The sequence below is a fragment of the Salinicola sp. V024 genome, assembly GCF_052645315.1.
In genome coordinates this window covers 100530-116823 of record NZ_JBQXYB010000014.1, presented here as the reverse complement: position 1 = coordinate 116823, position 16294 = coordinate 100530, and the positions used below count along the sequence as shown (strand labels likewise).

Sequence of the window (16294 nt, the reverse complement as noted above, 5' to 3'; positions counted from 1 at the left end):
GATCCATGCCGAACTCAGTAGTGAAACCGCTTAGCGCCGATGGTAGTGTGGGGTCTCCCCATGCGAGAGTAGGTCATCGTCAGGCATCTATCCCAAACCCCAGCCAATAGGCTGGGGTTTTTTTATGCCTGAAAGAAAACCAGAACCGACAGCGCATTCCCAGGTGTATGAGCTAGCCTTCTTGCCGTACCGATGAACTCATCTTCAGACGAGGGGCGAGCCGTGCTGAAAACGCTACCCAAAGGATTCACCGCCGTGATTACCGGTGCCGGCGGCGGTATCGGTCAAGCCGTGCTTAATCGGCTATTGAAGAGCGATCGTCCAGGGCGTGTCATTGCGGTTTCCCGTCAGAGTCTCGAGCATGAGGATCCCCGAGTCGAAAATCTGAAAGCCGATGTCACGACCGACGAGGGTCGCGAGCTGCTGCGGGACAAAGTGGATGGCGCCCCTACCCACCTGCTGTTCAACGCCATAGGCCTGCTTCACGACGAGCGGGAGGCCATCTCGCCGGAAAAGCGACTCGAAGACCTCGATGCCGGGGCACTGGCGACACTCTTCAACGTCAATGCCATTACGCCGGTTCTGCTGATTCAGACGTTAGTCAATTCCCTCAAGGGTCGCCATCCCGCCATCATTGCCAGCCTCTCGGCCAGGGTGGGTTCGATCGGCGATAACGCACTAGGTGGGTGGTATGGCTATCGGGCCAGCAAGGCGGCACACAACATGTTCTTGCGTACGGCCGCCATTGAGTTGGCGCGCTACAACCGGCAGGCGATCGTACTCAGCCTGCATCCCGGAACGACCGATACCGGCCTGTCCCAGCCTTTTCAGAGCAGGGTTCCGGAAGGCAAGCTTTTCACGCCAGATTTCGTGGCAGAACGTCTGTTGGCGGTGATGAACGAACGCCGCGCCGAGGAGAGCGGGAGTTTCTGGGATTGGGCAGGAGAGCCGATACCGTTTTGACGGTATCGACCTCGTGGTCATCATACTGACCGCATGAGCTGCAGAGCTTCGATCAAACTGTTCATCTCGTCATCGGTACCGATCGAAATACGCAGAAAGTCGCTGAGCCCGTCCTTGTTGAAATGTCTTACCAGAATGCCGCGTTCGCGCAGACCGCTGAACAGGCTGGCGCCACTGTATTGGCTGTGGCGAACGAACAGGAAGTTGGTCTGCGACGGCAAGACTTCGAAGCCCATCGATTCGAGCTGATGGCGCGTCCACTCGCGAGTGGCGATGACCTGTCTGCAGCAGGCCTGGAAGTGTTGCTCGTCTTCCAGCGAAGCAATAGCGACCTCACTGGCCAGCATGTCGATCGGGTAGGAGTTGAACGAGTTTTTCACCCGCTCCAACCCCTCGATGAGTTCACGCGAGCCAATCGCATATCCCACCCGCAGGCCCGCCAGGCTACGCCCTTTCGAAAAGGTGCCGGTGACCAGAAGATTGGGGTGGTCGTTGATCAGCGGTACGGCACTCTCACCGCCAAAATCCACATAAGCTTCGTCGACCAGCACGACACTGTCGGTCATTCGCGCGAGCAATCGGGCAATCGCCTGGCGCGGATGGCCGTGGCCGGTGGGGGCATTGGGATTGGCGAACACCACCCCGCCGTTATCGAGCTCGAACGCATCCAGCGCGATCTGCCAGCGGTCATCGAGTGCCACGGTGCGGTAGGCAATATCGTAGAGCTTGCAGTAGACCGGATAGAAACTGTAGCTGATTGCCGGCATCAATAGCGGCTTGGGCTGACAGAAGAATGTCTGGAAAGCCAACGCCAATACTTCATCGGAACCATTACCGACGAAGACCTGCTCCGGCTCGACACCCTGTGTTTTCGCCAGCGCTTCCCGCAGGGCCAACGACTCCGGATCCGGATAGCGGCGTAGATGATCCACTGCGAACTGCTGCAGTACCCGCTCGACGGCCGGAGACGGTGGATAGGGATTTTCATTGGTGTTGAGCTTGATCAGTTTCTCGCGCGGCTGTTCTCCCGGTACATAGGGGGTCAGGGCGCGGACGGCGGGGCTCCAGAATTGACTCATGATTTCTCGCGGGCACGTTATTTGTAAAGGCGGTTACGCGTGGCAGGGCAGCTCTCATAGTGACGTCTGGTCAGGTCCCGCGCAAGGACGCCGGGGACGGACCGTTTCGAGCGATCACGGGCCGCTTTTGACGGACATCGATGTCGGATTTGAGCCTTCGGGTTGATTAGTGCTCTAACGGTCTCCATCTATGGAGTATCCGATCAACACGACTACCGTTAAGGACTTTCATGGCTTACGACAAGCTGCTTTCGCCTATCACTGTCGGGGATGTCGAACTCTCCAATCGCGTACTGATGGCGCCGCTGACCCGTGCCCGTACGCCGGACAGCGTGCCCGGTGCCCTGCAGGCCGAATACTATGCCCAGCGAGCCAACTCGGGGCTGATTATCAGCGAAGCGACCAATATCTCGCCGACCGCGCGGGGCTATGTCTACACGCCGGGGATCTGGACCGACGCCCAGGAAGCCGGCTGGCGACAGGTCGTCGACGCCGTTCACGATGCTAATGGCAAGATTGCCCTTCAGCTGTGGCACGTCGGGCGCATCTCGCACGAGATGGTGCAGCCTGAGGGCCAGGCGCCGGTCGCGCCCAGCGCGCTGCGTGCCGAAGGCGCCAACTGCTTCGTCGAGTTCGAAGACGGCAGTTCCGGCCAGCATCCGACTAGCACGCCGCGTGCGCTGGAGCTCGACGAGATTCCAGCGCTAATCGACGATTACCGTCAGGCAGCCAAGCGCTCCAAGCGCGCCGGTTTCGACATGGTCGAGGTCCACGCCGCCAACGCTTATCTGCTGCAGCAGTTTTTGGCTACCGGCAGCAATCAGCGTACCGATCGCTACGGTGGAAGCGTGGTCAACCGCGCCCGACTGCTGCTGGAAGTCGTCGACGCCGTGACGGCGGAAATGAGCGAGGGCCGCGTCGGCGTACGGCTGTCGCCGTTCATCGAGATATTCGGGCTGTCGGATGACGAGCCGCAGGAAATGATGCGCTATCTCGCCGACGAACTGGGTCGCCGCAAGATCGCCTATCTGCATATCAACGAACCTGACTGGACCGGCGAAGGTCCGCAGCTCAGCGATGATTTCCGTCGCGATCTGCGCGAGCGTTTCACCGGCACTCTGATCTACTGCGGGCACTATACGGCTGAGCGCGCGGAGACGTTGATCGAAAACGGCCTGGGCGACGCCGCCGCCTTCGGTCGCCCGTATATCGCCAATCCGGATCTGGTCGAGCGCTTCCGCAGGGATGCCGGCCTCAACGAGCCGAACCCGGATACTTTCTACGGGGGCGGAGCGGAAGGTTATACCGACTATCCGACGCTGGATTGAGTCGCTTTCCCGTGGCAGCCTGAGCGACGGCGTCCGAATGGGATGTCACGCGAGATGGTGTCACGAGGGAGACTTAACGCTATCCTGTAATCACGTGGCCGCCGAGGCGGCCTGTATGGCCCAGAAGTGAAAGGAGAACCGATATGCAGATCAGGACGTTGCTGGCCAGCGCCGCCACGGTAGCCGTATTGGCCGGTTGTGCCAGCGGTGGCAACCAAACGCAGACCGGCACCGCCGATTCCTCTGCCGGGATGTCGTCGAACGCCGTTACCTACGAAGGCACGCTGCCTTGCCGTAGCTGTGACGGTATCGACCTGACCGTCAACCTCAAAGGTCAGGAGTCCTCGCCGGCTTCGGAGCGCACCTTCACCCTCGAGGCCGACTACCAGAACCATCCGCAGAACCCGGACCCCGAGCAGTATGAAGGTCAGTGGGACGCGTTGAAGGGGACTGCCGTCGATCCTCAGGCCACCGTCTACGAGCTGACACCGAACGGTGAAGGCCAGGTGTACTACTTCCAGAAGATCGACGACAGCACGCTCGAGCTGATCGATCCGCAGCGCCGCCGTTTCGAAAATGGCGAGACCCTGCGTCTGACCCGTCAGTAAGCGTTTCACTGATGACTCGAGAGGCGGCCACTGGCCGCCTTTTTTTGTCAAAGGAAAAGCGAAAAGCGTCGAAGGGGTGCCATCAACGGCGACTCGTCGTTGATGGTCTGTCGTTGATGGTCTGTCGTTGATGACCCGGCGTTGATGGCCAGTCATTGGAAAACCGACGTTGAAGAGTCGTCGTTGCTCGGCCGTCGTTGTGGAAAAGCCTTCTGTGGCACCATACGCATCACGCTGACTTCTATTGAACCTGATGGAGACCGCCGCGCGTGGCAAAAGCGAAAAGCGCTTTCGTCTGCACCGAATGCGGTGCGGATTACAGCAAATGGCAGGGGCAGTGCAGCAACTGCCGTGAATGGAACACCCTTAGCGAAGTTCGGCTTGGCGCCGCCCGGCCCGGTGCGGCGACGACATCCGGCGGCGGGTCACGGGGCGGCTACTCGGGGGCACTCTCGCGGGAAGTCGTCGATCTTTCCGGCGTCGATCTCACCGAGGTGCCGCGTTTCAGCACCACGTTCGAGGAGTTCGATCGCGTACTCGGCGGCGGCCTGGTGCCCGGCTCGGCGGTGCTGCTGGGCGGCCATCCCGGGGCCGGCAAGTCGACGTTGCTGCTGCAGACCGCCTGCCGTCTGGCCCAGAGCAAGCGTGTCCTCTATGTCACCGGTGAAGAGTCGCTCTCCCAGGTGGCGATGCGCGCCCACCGCCTGCAGCTGCCGACGCAAGGTCTCAAGATGCTCGCTGAGACCAGCATCGAAACGCTGCTGGCCGTGTCCGAGCGCGAGCACCCCGAGGTGCTGATCATCGACTCCATCCAGACCATGCATCTGGAGGATATCGGTTCGGCCCCCGGCGGCGTCGCTCAGGTGCGGGAATCGGCGGCGGCGCTGACGCGCTTCGCCAAGCAGAGCAACACCGTGCTGATGCTGGTCGGCCATGTCACCAAAGATGGCTCGCTGGCCGGTCCCAAGGTGCTCGAGCACATGATCGATGCCTCGCTGCTGCTCGAGGGCGGCAGCGACTCCCGCTTCCGCACTCTGCGCGGCCAGAAAAACCGCTTCGGCGCGATCAACGAGCTCGGCGTGTTCGCGATGGTCGAACTCGGCCTCAAGGAGGTCAAGAATCCCAGTGCGATCTTCCTCTCGAGGAGCGAAGAGCTCGCCTCCGGTAGCCTGGTCATGGTGGTGTGGGAAGGCACGCGTCCGATTCTGGTCGAGGTACAGGCGCTGCTCGACGAATCCGCGCTGGGCAATCCGCGCCGCGTGGCGGTAGGGATCGACCACAATCGCCTGGCGATGCTGCTGGCCGTGCTGCACAAGCATGGTGGGCTGTTTACCGGTGACCAGGACGTCTTCCTCAACGTCGTGGGCGGGGTCAAAGTGCTTGAGACCAGTGCGGATCTCGCGGTGCTGCTGGCCGTGGTCTCCAGTCTTCAGAATCGGCCGCTGCCGCGGGAGCTGGTGGTGTTCGGCGAAGTGGGGCTATCCGGCGAGATTCGACCGGTCCCCAGCGGCCAGGAACGCATCGTCGAAGCCGCCAAGCATGGTTTCACGCGCGCCATCGTGCCGCGGGGCAACGCGCCCAAGAAGGCGCCCGCCGGGATGCAGGTGGTGGCGGTCGATAAACTGTCCGAGGCGCTGGAAGCGTTATGACCGCGGAGCGCTCTCGCCTCTTGTCATCCGGTAAGTCCGATCAAGCTATCACAGGCGCTGAGTCTCGTCGCCGCGTCGGTTAAACTGTCCGGCAATGATCGATATCACCCGTAATATCTCCAGCCATGGGACGAGGAGCCAGACCATGAGTGCCATTCGCCTGACGCAATACAGCCATGGGGCCGGCTGCGGCTGCAAGATCGCCCCCGACGTGCTCGATCGGATCCTCGCCAAGGCAGGCCCCGGCACCAGCAGCAAGCAGCTGATCGTCGGCAACCAGGGCCGTGAAGATGCCGCCGTCTACGATCTCGGCGATGGCCGCGGGCTGATCTCCACCACCGATTTTTTCATGCCGATCGTCGACGATCCGTTCGACTTCGGCCGTATCGCCGCCACCAACGCCATCAGCGACGTCTACGCCATGGGCGGCAAGCCGATCATGGCGCTGGGCATTCTCGGCTGGCCGCTGGACAAGCTGCCGGCGGAAATCGCCGGCGACGTCATGTCCGGTGCCCAGGCCGTCTGTCGCGAGCTGGGTGTCGCCCTGGCAGGCGGCCACTCGATCGACGCGCCGGAGCCGATCTTCGGGCTTTCGGTCAACGGCCTGGTCGATCTCGACGATCTCAAGCTCAATAGCGGCGCCAAGCCGGGCGACCTGCTGTATCTGACCAAACCGCTGGGCGTCGGCTTGCTGACCACGGCCGAAAAACAGGGGCTGCTGAAAGCCGGGCATCACGGTCTGGCGCGCGAGACGATGCTGATCGCTAACGACATCGGCGTCGAACTGGCCAAGATTCAGGGCGTGCACGCCATGACCGACGTCACCGGTTTCGGTCTGGCCGGTCACCTGAGCGAAGTGTGCGCCGCCAGTGGCGTCGAGGCGTGGGTCGATTTCGCCAAGCTACCCAAGCTCGCCGAAGCCGAAGCCTATCGTCGCCAGGGCGCGGTGCCCGGCGGCACCGGGCGCAACCGCGAAGCGATCGGCAAGGCGCTGCCGGAAATGGACGCCGCGCACTGGCAATGGCTGTGCGATCCGCAAACCTCCGGCGGGCTGCTGCTGGCGGTGGATCCCGCGTGGGCGGATGACGTCGAACGCGTCGGCCGCCAGCACCGGCTCAAGCTGGAAGCCTTCGGCGAGTGCGTCAGCAAACGCGATGGTCCCGGCCTGATCGAGGTGCGCGGTTGAAAGACGATCTGAAGAGCGGTGCGAAAGGCGGTGCGAAGGACGATGCGCAGGGTGATGTGAGAGAGCCGCATGAACTGATCGACGCCGATCTGGCGCTGCTGGATCGACCGTTGATCGACGTGCGGGCGCCGATCGAGTTCGCGGCCGGTGCCTTGCCGGGCGCGATCAATCTGCCATTGATGGACGACGACGAGCGCCGGGAAGTCGGCATTCGCTACAAACACGCCGGCCAGGCTTCCGCCGTCGAGCTCGGCAACGATCTGGTCTCCGGCGATCATCGGGAATCGCGTCTGATCGCCTGGGAGCAGGCGATCGCGGCGGCGCCGGATAGCGTGATCTACTGTTTCCGGGGCGGCATGCGCTCGAAAATCTCGCAGCAATGGCTCGCCGAGCGTGGCTTGTCATTGCCGCGAATTCGTGGCGGCTGGAAGGCGATGCGCAACCGGCTGATCGAGGCGCTCGAAGCCCATAGTCAGGCGCCCCTGCTGCTGGTCGCCGGCCTCACTGGCTGCGCCAAGACGGCGCTGATCAACTCGCTCGACGCCGGCGTCGATCTGGAAGGGCACGCACGTCACAAGGGCTCGGCCTTCGGTCAGCATCCGATGGTCGGTCCGTCGCAGATCGATTTCGAACACGGCCTGACGCTGGATCTGATGCGCCTGCCCAGGGCGCGCGTGGTCGAGGATGAATCGCAGCGTATCGGTCGTCTGGCGATCCCGGCCACTTTCTGGCAGTCGATGAAGGCCGCGCCCTGTATCCGCGTGGAGATGCCGCTGGAATGGCGCCTCGAGCAGATCCGCAAGGATTACATCGAGGATCTGAGCACGATCTACCATCGCGACTACGGCTCGCATCTGGGCGAGGTGCTGTTTCGCAAGCAGCTCTCGGGCGCCTTGAAGCGGCTCGGCAAGCGCCTGGGCGGCGAACGGCTGGCGCGGCTGATGGAGGCCCAGCAGCGGGCATTCTCGGCTCAGGGCCAGGGCAACGTGCAGGCGCACGACGCGTGGCTGGCGCCGCTGCTGCAGGAGTACTACGACCCGATGTATCGTCATCAGCTGGAGCGTCACCAGCTCGAGGGCCAGTCTCGACCGACACTGCATGTCGGCGACTGGGATAGTTGCCTGGCGGTGGCCCGGGACTGGGAGCGCGAGCACGCCGGCTAGCCGGTCCTGGATGAAACGGAATTACCGGTCTTCGAGCCACTGGGTCATGATTCGGTCCAGCAGCGCCGCCTGACGGTCGAAGCGTTTCGGGTCGCGCAGAACCTCGTCACGGCTCTGCACGTAGGGTGATTCACCGGCCGGTGGCGGAGCGTGATCGTAAAGCGCTGCGCTATCTCGAGCCGTCAGCTCCAGGTGGCACTGAAGCGCAACGACACGCCCCAGATCCCAGGCGAACCCCTGGACCGGGCCGGCCGGGGTGCTGCCCAAGGGCAGAGAGCCATCCGGCAAACCGAAGATGTCGCGATGCCAGAGCAGCGCCTCGAAGGTTTCCGGCAGATCGAAGGGGCTCTCATCGGCCAGTGTCAGCGGCTGCCAGCCAATCTCCGGCTGTACCGCGGATGAGACGATGGCGCCGAGCGCCTCGGCGATCAAACCTGCGCCGAAGCCGATGCCCAGCACCGGCTTGTTGCTCTTCAGGGCGCGGTCGGTCAGCTTGCGTTCACGCTTGAGTAGCCCTGCATCGGGCGGCCCGAAAGCGTCGAGCAATACCAGTGCGTCGCAATTGGCCAGAGGCGGCGGCAGTTCGCCCTCGTCCAGTCGACAGTGATTGTGGCTATGCCCCATGCCGGTGAGCCAGTCCGCCATGCGGGCCGGGCCAAACAACGGGCTATGCTGGAGAAAATAGATATGCATGATGGGTTCACCATGGGGATGACCGGATCGCTCCACAAGCGTGAAACGGAGTTTTAGCGATGGCCATTCGTGCCCAGATCCTCGAGCAGATCTACACCATCGTGGCGCAGATACCGCCGGGTCGTGTTACCACCTACGGTCGGATTGCCCAGATGACGGAAGGTGCCACGGCGCGTCTGGTCGGCACGGCCATGCGGCAACTGCCGACCGGGCACGACTTGCCCTGGTACCGGGTGATCGGCGCCAGCCGACGAATCGCGGACCACGGCGGCGCCCAGCGCCAGCACGAAAAATTACGCGCGGAGGGCATCGTTTTCGATGCCAGTGGTCGCGTACCGACGCATTTAATGTGGCCCGAATGAGGAATTCATGACCCAGCCCACGGCTAGTTTCAACGCCAGACTGCGCCAGCTCGACACGCGCCGGCAGATCGCATTCATGGCCGCGCTGAGCGAGCGCCTGGTACCCAACTATGTGCTCTATGCCGGTATGAGCGGTCAGGGGAACCCAACCGTACTGAACAATGTGCTGGACCTGGTATGGGAGCGGCTCAAGGTCCCCTCGGCGAAGATCGACTTCGACAAGCAAGCCGAGAAGCTGGCCGAGGTCGAGCCGCCGGAAGCCGACGACAGCTTCGGTGCGCGGCGGGCGACGGAGAGCGTCATGGCGCTGACCACGCTACTCGATACCCTGCGCGGTGAGGCCCCGGAGGCGGCGCTGGAGGTCAGCCGGGTCTCGCGCAATGGGGTGCGCGCCTATGTCGAGATGACCGAGGGCGGCGAGGACGCCGAACGTCTCGATGCACTGTTCCGCGAGCATGGGCTGACGCAGGATGAGCACGATTTCCAGGATGCCGTGCTCGAAGCGCTCGAGGCCGATCCCAGGCTCGGCGATCTTGCGGCCCTGCGTGCGTTGGGCCGCAACCAGGGAGTCAGCAACCTGGGGCTAAGTCTCGACTGACCCTTCGTATCAACCGGCTGTGGATAAATTGGCTACGCTGAGGGACGAGAAAGGTCGACTGCGGCACGGAGCAGTGCGCAGGAATAACGTTCAAGGAGGAGCAACATGCAAAGACGCTGGTGGGTGAGTAGCACGATGCGGGGAACCCTGGCGCTGGGAACCCTAGCACTGGGAACTGCAGTGCTGTTGGCGGGTTGTCAGAGCCTGCCGGGCTGGGGGAGTGATCCATTGCGCGCCGAGCCGGTAGTGAAGAGCGTGCACGAGCCCGACTGCGAAGGTGCCAACTGCGCCAACGTCAATGCCGCTTATCTGCGTTTCCCCGATTCGCCGCAACTTTCCGCCGAACTCGAGCGACGCCTGTTCGGGCTGGCCAGCGGGCTGAGCGATAGTCCCGATGGCAACGCCATAGGGCAGGCGACTTCGTTCGATGTGTTTGCCGATCAGGTGTTCGCGGCCTCGCGCAGTGCTCGCCGGAGTGTCCCGGAGATGCCCGGCTTCGAAGCCGACCTCAAGGCCGAGGTGGTGGCGGATCACGATGATCTGCTGGTCATCGAGCTCGATGGCTACCTGTATAGCGGTGGCGCTCACGGCATGCCGTTGACCTCCTACATGGTAATCGAGCGCAATACACAGCGGGTTGTGGACCTCGATGACATGCTGTTGCCGGGACAGCGTCCGGCCTATGAGGCCGCTCTCGAGCGCGCCCACCGGCGCTGGCTCCAGACCGATCAGGCATCCGGATTGTCCGAGTTGCAGTGGCCGTTTACGACATCCGATAATGCGGCACCGCTGAACGAAGGTCTGGCGATCAAGTATCAGGTCTATGATCTGGCGCCATACGCCGTGGGCCAGCCGACGTTGATGATTCCCTACGCGGAACTCGAAGGGGTCGTGAAGCCGCAGTACTTGCCCTGATGCCCACCTGGCGTGACGTATGACCATCGCCAGGCGGCCAGCACTTTCGGCATTGCCGACTCGTAAACGAGACCGCCGCGCCTTGAACAGGGCGCGGCGGTCTGGTTACGGGCATCCGGATTCGGCTTTATAGCCGCATTTCGATGCCATGTTCGGCCATGTAGCGCTTGGCGTCGGGAATCGTGTATTCACCGAAGTGGAAGATGCTGGCGGCGAGGACCGCATCGGCACCGCCTTCCTTGACCCCGGCCACCAGGTGGTCGAGATTGCCGACGCCGCCGGAAGCGATCACCGGCACCTCGACCGCATCGCTGATCGCGCGGGTCACGCCGAGATCGAACCCCACCTTGGTGCCGTCGCGGTCCATGCTGGTCAGCAGCAGCTCGCCGGCGCCGTACTCGACCATCTTGCGCGCCCAGTCCACCGCATCCAGCCCGGTGGGGCGTCGCCCGCCGTGGGTGAAGATCTCCCAGCGCGGCGGTTCGCCTTCGGCGCTGACCTTCTTGGCGTCGATCGCCACCACAATGCACTGGCTGCCGAAGCGCTCGGCGGCTTCGCGCACGAAGTCCGGATTGGTGACGGCGGCGGTGTTGATCGAGACCTTGTCCGCCCCGGCATTGAGCATGGTGCGGATATCCTCGCAGCGACGGATGCCGCCGCCCACGGTCAGCGGGATGAACACCTCGCCGGCGATGCGCTCGACCATCTCGACGGTGGTATCGCGGTCTTCGTGGCTGGCGGTAATGTCGAGAAAGGTGATCTCGTCGGCGCCCTGCTGGTTGTAGCGCTTGGCGATCTCGACCGGGTCGCCGGCGTCGCGGATTCCGACGAAATTGACGCCCTTGACCACGCGGCCGGCGTCGACGTCGAGACACGGGATGATGCGTTTGGCCAGTGTCATGAGACATCTCCCTTGGCGGCGCCAATCCGGTCGGCCCCGATCGAATCACCCTGAACCGAATCGCCCCGAATCGAATCACTTAGCGCCTGAGCCTCGGCCACATCGAGCGAGCCTTCGTAGATGGCACGGCCGGTGATGGCACCGATGATGCCGCTGTCGGCAACCTGGGCCAGCGCGCGGATATCCTCCAGGTCGGTCACGCCGCCGGAGGCGATCACCGGCAGGCCGCCGTCACGGGCGAGCTGCGCGGTGGCCTCGACGTTGACGCCCTGCATCATGCCGTCGCGGGCAATGTCGGTGTAGACGATCGAGGAGACGCCATCGTCGGCAAAGCGCCTGGCCAGATCCACGGCCTTGACCGTCGAGACCTCGGCCCAGCCGTCGGTGGCGACGAAGCCGTCGCGGGCATCCAGGCCGACGATCACGTGGCCGGGAAACCGGCGACACATCTCGCCGACGAAATCCGGCTCCTTGACCGCCTTGGTGCCGATGATCACGTAGCTGACGCCGGCGGCGAGATAGTGCTCGATGGTCTCCGCGCTACGGATACCGCCGCCGATCTGGATCGGCAGGTCCGGGAAGGCGCGGGCGATGGCGGTAACGGCTTCGCCATTGACCGGCTTGCCCTCGAAGGCGCCATTGAGATCGACCAGATGTAGCCGACGCGCGCCGGCCTCGACCCAGCGTGCGGCCATCGCCACCGGGTCGTCGCCGTAGGACGTGGCGTCGTCCATGCGGCCCTGCTTGAGGCGCACGCACTGGCCGTCCTTGAGATCGATGGCGGGAATTACCAGCATGGTTTCGAGTCCTTTGAGTCAGTCAGGTGCCGTCTGAAAAGCCGGCGCGGCAGCCACTTTTCGGATGATGCCTAGGGCGCCCAGTTGACGAAATTTTCCAGCAATTGCAGGCCGTCCTTGGCGCTCTTCTCCGGATGGAACTGGACGGCGAAGACGGTACCGCGACCGGTGACCACATGGGCGTCGATGCCGGCGTATTCGGTCGACCCGAAGACATCCTGGTCATTGTCGGCTTCGACGTAGTAGCTGTGCACGAAGTAGAACCGCGCGCCGTCCTCGATGCCATTCCAGAGCGGATGTTGGTGATGCTGCGTCACTCGATTCCAGCCCATGTGCGGCACCTTGAGGCGCTCGCCCTCGGGCGTGGTCAGCTTATGCCCGAAACGACGTACCTTGCCGGGGAGAAAGCTCAGACAGTCGACACCGCCGTTCTCCTCGCTGCGATCGAACAGCATCTGCTGACCGACGCAGATACCCAGCAGCGGCTTGGCCTGCTCTTCGAGCAGATCCTTGACCAGGCCTTCGAGTTCGGTGCGCTGCAATTCGCCCATACAGTCGCGAATCGCGCCCTGTCCGGGCAGTACCAGGCGCGAGGCACCGCGAATCGAACGCGGATCGCGGGTCACCATGACGTTTTCATGGGTGACGTGCTCGAGCGCCTTGGCCACGGAGTGCAGGTTGCCCATTCCGTAATCGATCACGGCGATCGTCATTGCGGTTCCCTCGCTGATTCGGTGGTATCGATGGACGGTATCACAGACTGCCTTTGGTCGACGGCATCTGGCCGGCCATGCGTGGATCTTCCTCGACGGCGGCGCGCAGTGCCCGGCCGAACGCCTTGAATATGGTTTCCGCCTGATGGTGAGCGTTGAAGCCCTTGAGGTTGTCGATATGCAGCGTGACTTGGGCGTGGTTGACGAAGCCCTGGAAGAACTCCCAGAAAAGCTGGGTATCCAGCCGACCGATAGTCGCCCGGGTGAATTCGACATCCATGAACAGGCCGGAACGGCCGGAGAAATCGATCACCACGCGGGACAGCGCTTCGTCGAGCGGCACATAGGCATGGCCGTAACGACGGATGCCGCGCTTGTCGCCGATCGCCTGGGCGAATGCCTGGCCGAGCGTGATGCCGAGATCCTCGACGGTATGGTGCTCGTCGATCTCGAGATCGCCCTTGGCGTCGATCGTCAGATCGAGCATGCCGTGGCGAGCCACCTGATCCAGCATGTGATCGAGGAAGGGAACGCCGGTCTGGCAATCCAGGCGGCCGCTGCCGTCCAGGTTCACCGTGACCGTGATCTGGGTCTCGTTGGTGTTGCGTGACACCGTGGCAATGCGCTCGGACATGCGGGGGGAGTCTCCCGATACGGTTGGCGAGAATCCGCCATTATAGTGAATCGGGCCCGGCATCCGCTACAATGGCAGCGTTTATCGAGCGGCCATCATCGTATCGCCATCGGGTCCGGTCTAAATGGTCGCTTCAAGATGCTGGCGTGCACCACTTGCCGTCCGCAGGTGGCTGTCGATGGCCGCGCACAGGGAGGATTCGAATGAAGGGGCTGTTCAGAGCGTTGCTGGCGGCAGTCGGGGTGCTGGGGATTCTTGTCGTGGTGGCGGTGGTTTATATCACCACGTTCTTCGACCCGAATGACCTCAAGCCGCGCCTGATCGAGGCGGTTCGCAATCAAAGCGGCCTCGAGCTGCGACTCGACGGGCCGCTATCCTGGTCTTTCTATCCGCGCATCGGTGTCAGCGTCAAGGATGCCGAGGCTTGGCTCCCCGCCCAGTCCCCGGACGACGCGCCCTTCGTCGGCTTCGACAATGCCGAAGTCAGCGTGGCTTTTACGCCGTTGCTGACTGGAGACGTCTCCATCGACGGCCTGATTCTCGACGGCATGCGCCTCAATCTGGCCCGCGATACGCAGGGCCAGGGCAACTGGCAGGCGCTGCTGGATCGGCTGGCCGAGAACGACAACGCTGACGGCTCGAGCGCCGAAGCACAGACGGAACAGCCAGCCCAGACGGAAAAGCCGGCGCTGGCGGAGAAATCCGCGCCAGCGAAATCTGAGAAAAAGGGCCCGGGCCTGAAGCAGGGCGACGATCAGGCGGTGGCGTTCGACATCGCCAGTATCCAGGTCTCCAACAGCCAGGTGAATTACGTCGACCGCCAGAAGTCGCTGGATATCACCCTGTCTAACCTCGGCCTGCAGAGCCGCAACGTCAGCCCCCAGGCGTCGTTCCCGGTGCAGCTCTCGTTCGATGTCGACGGGCGCCAGCCGAACCTCAACGGCAATGTGCAGTTCAAGAGCCAGATGCGCATGGATCTCGGCGCCAAGCGTTACTCTTTCGAGAACGTGACGCTCGATGGCAAGGCCCAGATGCCGGCGCTGGCCGAGCAGGCGCAGACGCTCAACCTGAAGGTCGCCACGCTCGTCGCCGATACCCAGGCGAAGCAGTACCGCGCCGACGGGATCAAGCTCGGTGCTTCGCTCTACCACTCCGCCATGCAGGAAACGCCGCTGTCGCTGGATCTGCAGGGCAATGCCGTGGCCGATCTCGAGGCCCAAACCGCCACGCTCAACGACGTTTCCCTGAGCGGAGACGATGGCCTGGATCTCGACGGCAGCGTGAATATCACGCGGCTGGACGACGCGCCTCGCTACCAGGGACGAATGGAGCTGGCGCCGCTGTCGATTCGAGACTGGCTGACCCGATTCGGCGTCGACGTGAACAGCGCCGACGACAAGGTACTTACCGCATTCTCGATGAGCGGGCCGTTTTCCGGCGACGCGCAGCACATCGATTTCGACGATCTGCAGATGACGCTGGACGACACGCAGCTGCGTGGCTCGCTGGGCGCCGCGTTCGACGGTCAGGCGCTGAATTTCGACCTTGCCGGAGACAAGCTCGATCTGGACCGTTATCTGGCGCCGCGGGCGCAGGGTGCCGGCGAGGATGTGCAGAGTGACGACGCCAAGGACACCGCCTGGCTCTCGACGCTCGGCATCGCGCCGGCACTGGCGGCAGCGGAGGGAGCCGAGCTGCTGCCCGTCGATTGGCTGGCGGGGCTCAAGCAGGAAGGGCACCTGACGCTCGACTCTCTCAAGGTCAAGGGCATCGACTTGAGCGGCGTCGCACTGACCACCAGCGGCAGCGGCGGGCGCCAGCGCATCGATTCCCTCGACGCCAGCCTCTATGACGGCTCGCTGCAGGCTTCCAGCGCCCTGGACCTGCGACAGCCGCCGATCAAGCTCTCCTTCACCGAACGCATGAACGGTGTTGATATCGCGCCACTGTATCAGGGCTTCAGCGGCAAGACGTCGCCGCTGCGCGGCAAGCTCAACCTCCAGGGCGACTTCGATTCGCGCACCAATACTGCCGAAGGTCTCAAGCAGAACCTCGACGGTCAGGCCGCGCTGCGGATCGACGACGGCGCGATGCTCGACGTCAACGTGTCGCGTCAGCTTTGCACGGCCGTGGCGACCCTGGAAGGCCGTGAATCGACCCGCGAGTGGAGCGAGGACACCGCCTTCGACCGCCTGCAGGCCAGCGTGACGATCGACAACGGCGTGGTACACAACGACGATCTCGACATCGCCATCCCGGGCATCGACGTGACCGGCAAGGGCGACGTCAATCTGGTGACCAATCGCCTCGACTACCGTGCCGCGGCGCGCTTCACCGATACCGCCGACGAGGCGGCCTGCGGGGTCAACCCGCGGCTGGCCAAGGTCGACTTCCCGATCCGCTGTCAGGGCAGTCTGAACGATGCGCCGGGCCAATGGTGCGGATTCGACCGCGAGGCGTTCCAGAGTTCGCTCGGCGAGCTTGCCAAGGACGAAGCCAAGCGCAAAGCCGGTGATCGCGTCGACGAGGAACTCGACAAGCAGCTCGACGACGAGACCCGCCAGAAGATCGACGACAAGCTGGGAGAGGGCGCGGCCGACAAGATCGGCAACAAGATTCGCGATCTATTCCAGTAAACCCGGGCAAAGGCCAGTCTCGGCGCCGACGCAATGTCGGCGCCGTTTCATTCGATCCGCTTTCCTCAC

General features: G+C 63.3%; 16 protein-coding genes and 1 rRNA gene. 11 read left to right on the top strand and 6 right to left on the bottom strand.

Features of this window, described 5'->3' with window-relative positions:
* Both rrf and ACUN9V_RS17210 read left to right on the top strand, forming a co-directional pair.
* Positions 1–85: ribosomal RNA gene (rrf, locus tag ACUN9V_RS17215) — 5S ribosomal RNA — on the top strand; the annotation flags it as partial.
* 137 nt (positions 86–222) lie between these two features.
* Positions 223–963, top strand: coding sequence for an SDR family NAD(P)-dependent oxidoreductase (locus ACUN9V_RS17210; RefSeq protein ID WP_445512295.1), 741 nt, complete (start codon positions 223–225; stop codon positions 961–963).
* Positions 964–983: 20 nt separating this feature from the next.
* Here ACUN9V_RS17210 and hisC read toward each other — a convergent pair whose 3' ends face one another.
* The gene (hisC, locus tag ACUN9V_RS17205; RefSeq protein ID WP_445512294.1) at positions 984–2042 is read right to left on the bottom strand and encodes a histidinol-phosphate transaminase; all 1059 of its coding nucleotides are present in this window, start codon (positions 2040–2042) and stop codon (positions 984–986) included.
* 230 nt (positions 2043–2272) lie between these two features.
* Between hisC and ACUN9V_RS17200 the strand changes: the two genes are divergently transcribed.
* From ACUN9V_RS17200 to mnmH, 5 genes are all read left to right on the top strand, one after another.
* Positions 2273–3370, top strand: a complete 1098-nt coding sequence (locus ACUN9V_RS17200) for an alkene reductase (RefSeq protein WP_445512293.1) — start codon at positions 2273–2275, stop codon at positions 3368–3370.
* A 143-nt stretch (positions 3371–3513) separates the two neighbouring features.
* Positions 3514–3978, top strand: a complete 465-nt coding sequence (locus tag ACUN9V_RS17195) for a copper resistance protein NlpE N-terminal domain-containing protein (RefSeq protein WP_445512292.1) — start codon at positions 3514–3516, stop codon at positions 3976–3978.
* A gap of 269 nt (positions 3979–4247) precedes the next feature.
* Positions 4248–5627 (top strand): DNA repair protein RadA, encoded by a 1380-nt coding sequence (radA, locus tag ACUN9V_RS17190; protein ID WP_445512291.1) that lies wholly within the window; start codon positions 4248–4250, stop codon positions 5625–5627.
* Positions 5628–5772: 145 nt separating this feature from the next.
* Positions 5773–6813, top strand: a complete 1041-nt coding sequence (gene selD, locus ACUN9V_RS17185; RefSeq protein WP_445512290.1) for a selenide, water dikinase SelD — start codon at positions 5773–5775, stop codon at positions 6811–6813.
* 56 nt (positions 6814–6869) lie between these two features.
* A complete protein-coding gene (gene mnmH / locus ACUN9V_RS17180) occupies positions 6870–7976 on the top strand; it encodes a tRNA 2-selenouridine(34) synthase MnmH (protein WP_445512296.1) in 1107 nt (368 codons plus the stop codon).
* 21 nt (positions 7977–7997) lie between these two features.
* Here mnmH and ACUN9V_RS17175 read toward each other — a convergent pair whose 3' ends face one another.
* Positions 7998–8669: a type 1 glutamine amidotransferase gene (locus ACUN9V_RS17175; RefSeq protein WP_445512289.1), complete on the bottom strand. Its 672-nt coding sequence runs from the start codon at positions 8667–8669 to the stop codon at positions 7998–8000.
* Between the two features lie 59 nt (positions 8670–8728).
* On the opposite strand from ACUN9V_RS17175, the gene ACUN9V_RS17170 reads away from it, so the two are divergent.
* The 3 genes from ACUN9V_RS17170 (at position 8729) to ACUN9V_RS17160 (ending at position 10544) form a co-directional block, all read left to right on the top strand.
* Entirely contained in the window at positions 8729–9031 is a 303-nt protein-coding gene (locus tag ACUN9V_RS17170) for an MGMT family protein (RefSeq protein WP_075563482.1), read from the top strand.
* 7 nt (positions 9032–9038) lie between these two features.
* On the top strand, positions 9039–9629 hold the full coding sequence (locus ACUN9V_RS17165) for a YjaG family protein (RefSeq protein ID WP_445512288.1): 591 nt from the start codon (positions 9039–9041) through the stop codon (positions 9627–9629).
* A gap of 105 nt (positions 9630–9734) precedes the next feature.
* Entirely contained in the window at positions 9735–10544 is an 810-nt protein-coding gene (locus tag ACUN9V_RS17160; RefSeq protein WP_445512287.1) for a DUF3298 domain-containing protein, read from the top strand.
* A 127-nt stretch (positions 10545–10671) separates the two neighbouring features.
* Here the strand turns inward: ACUN9V_RS17160 and hisF are convergent, their stop codons facing one another.
* The 4 genes from hisF to hisB form a co-directional block, all read right to left on the bottom strand.
* Positions 10672–11445 carry an imidazole glycerol phosphate synthase subunit HisF gene (hisF, locus tag ACUN9V_RS17155; RefSeq protein WP_075563480.1) on the bottom strand — a complete coding sequence of 258 codons (774 nt, stop codon included), beginning with the start codon at positions 11443–11445 and terminating at the stop codon, positions 10672–10674.
* Entirely contained in the window at positions 11442–12242 is an 801-nt protein-coding gene (gene hisA, locus ACUN9V_RS17150; RefSeq protein WP_445512286.1) for a 1-(5-phosphoribosyl)-5-[(5-phosphoribosylamino)methylideneamino]imidazole-4-carboxamide isomerase, read from the bottom strand. The genes hisF and hisA overlap by 4 nt, the downstream gene beginning before the upstream one ends.
* Before the next feature lie 71 nt (positions 12243–12313).
* A complete protein-coding gene (gene hisH, locus ACUN9V_RS17145) occupies positions 12314–12955 on the bottom strand; it encodes an imidazole glycerol phosphate synthase subunit HisH (RefSeq protein ID WP_075563478.1) in 642 nt (213 codons plus the stop codon).
* A gap of 40 nt (positions 12956–12995) precedes the next feature.
* Positions 12996–13589, bottom strand: a complete 594-nt coding sequence (gene hisB, locus ACUN9V_RS17140) for an imidazoleglycerol-phosphate dehydratase HisB (RefSeq protein ID WP_110693866.1) — start codon at positions 13587–13589, stop codon at positions 12996–12998.
* A gap of 203 nt (positions 13590–13792) precedes the next feature.
* On the opposite strand from hisB, the gene ACUN9V_RS17135 reads away from it, so the two are divergent.
* Positions 13793–16225 carry an AsmA family protein gene (locus ACUN9V_RS17135; protein ID WP_445512285.1) on the top strand — a complete coding sequence of 811 codons (2433 nt, stop codon included), beginning with the start codon at positions 13793–13795 and terminating at the stop codon, positions 16223–16225.
* Positions 16226–16294: the final 69 nt, after the last annotated feature.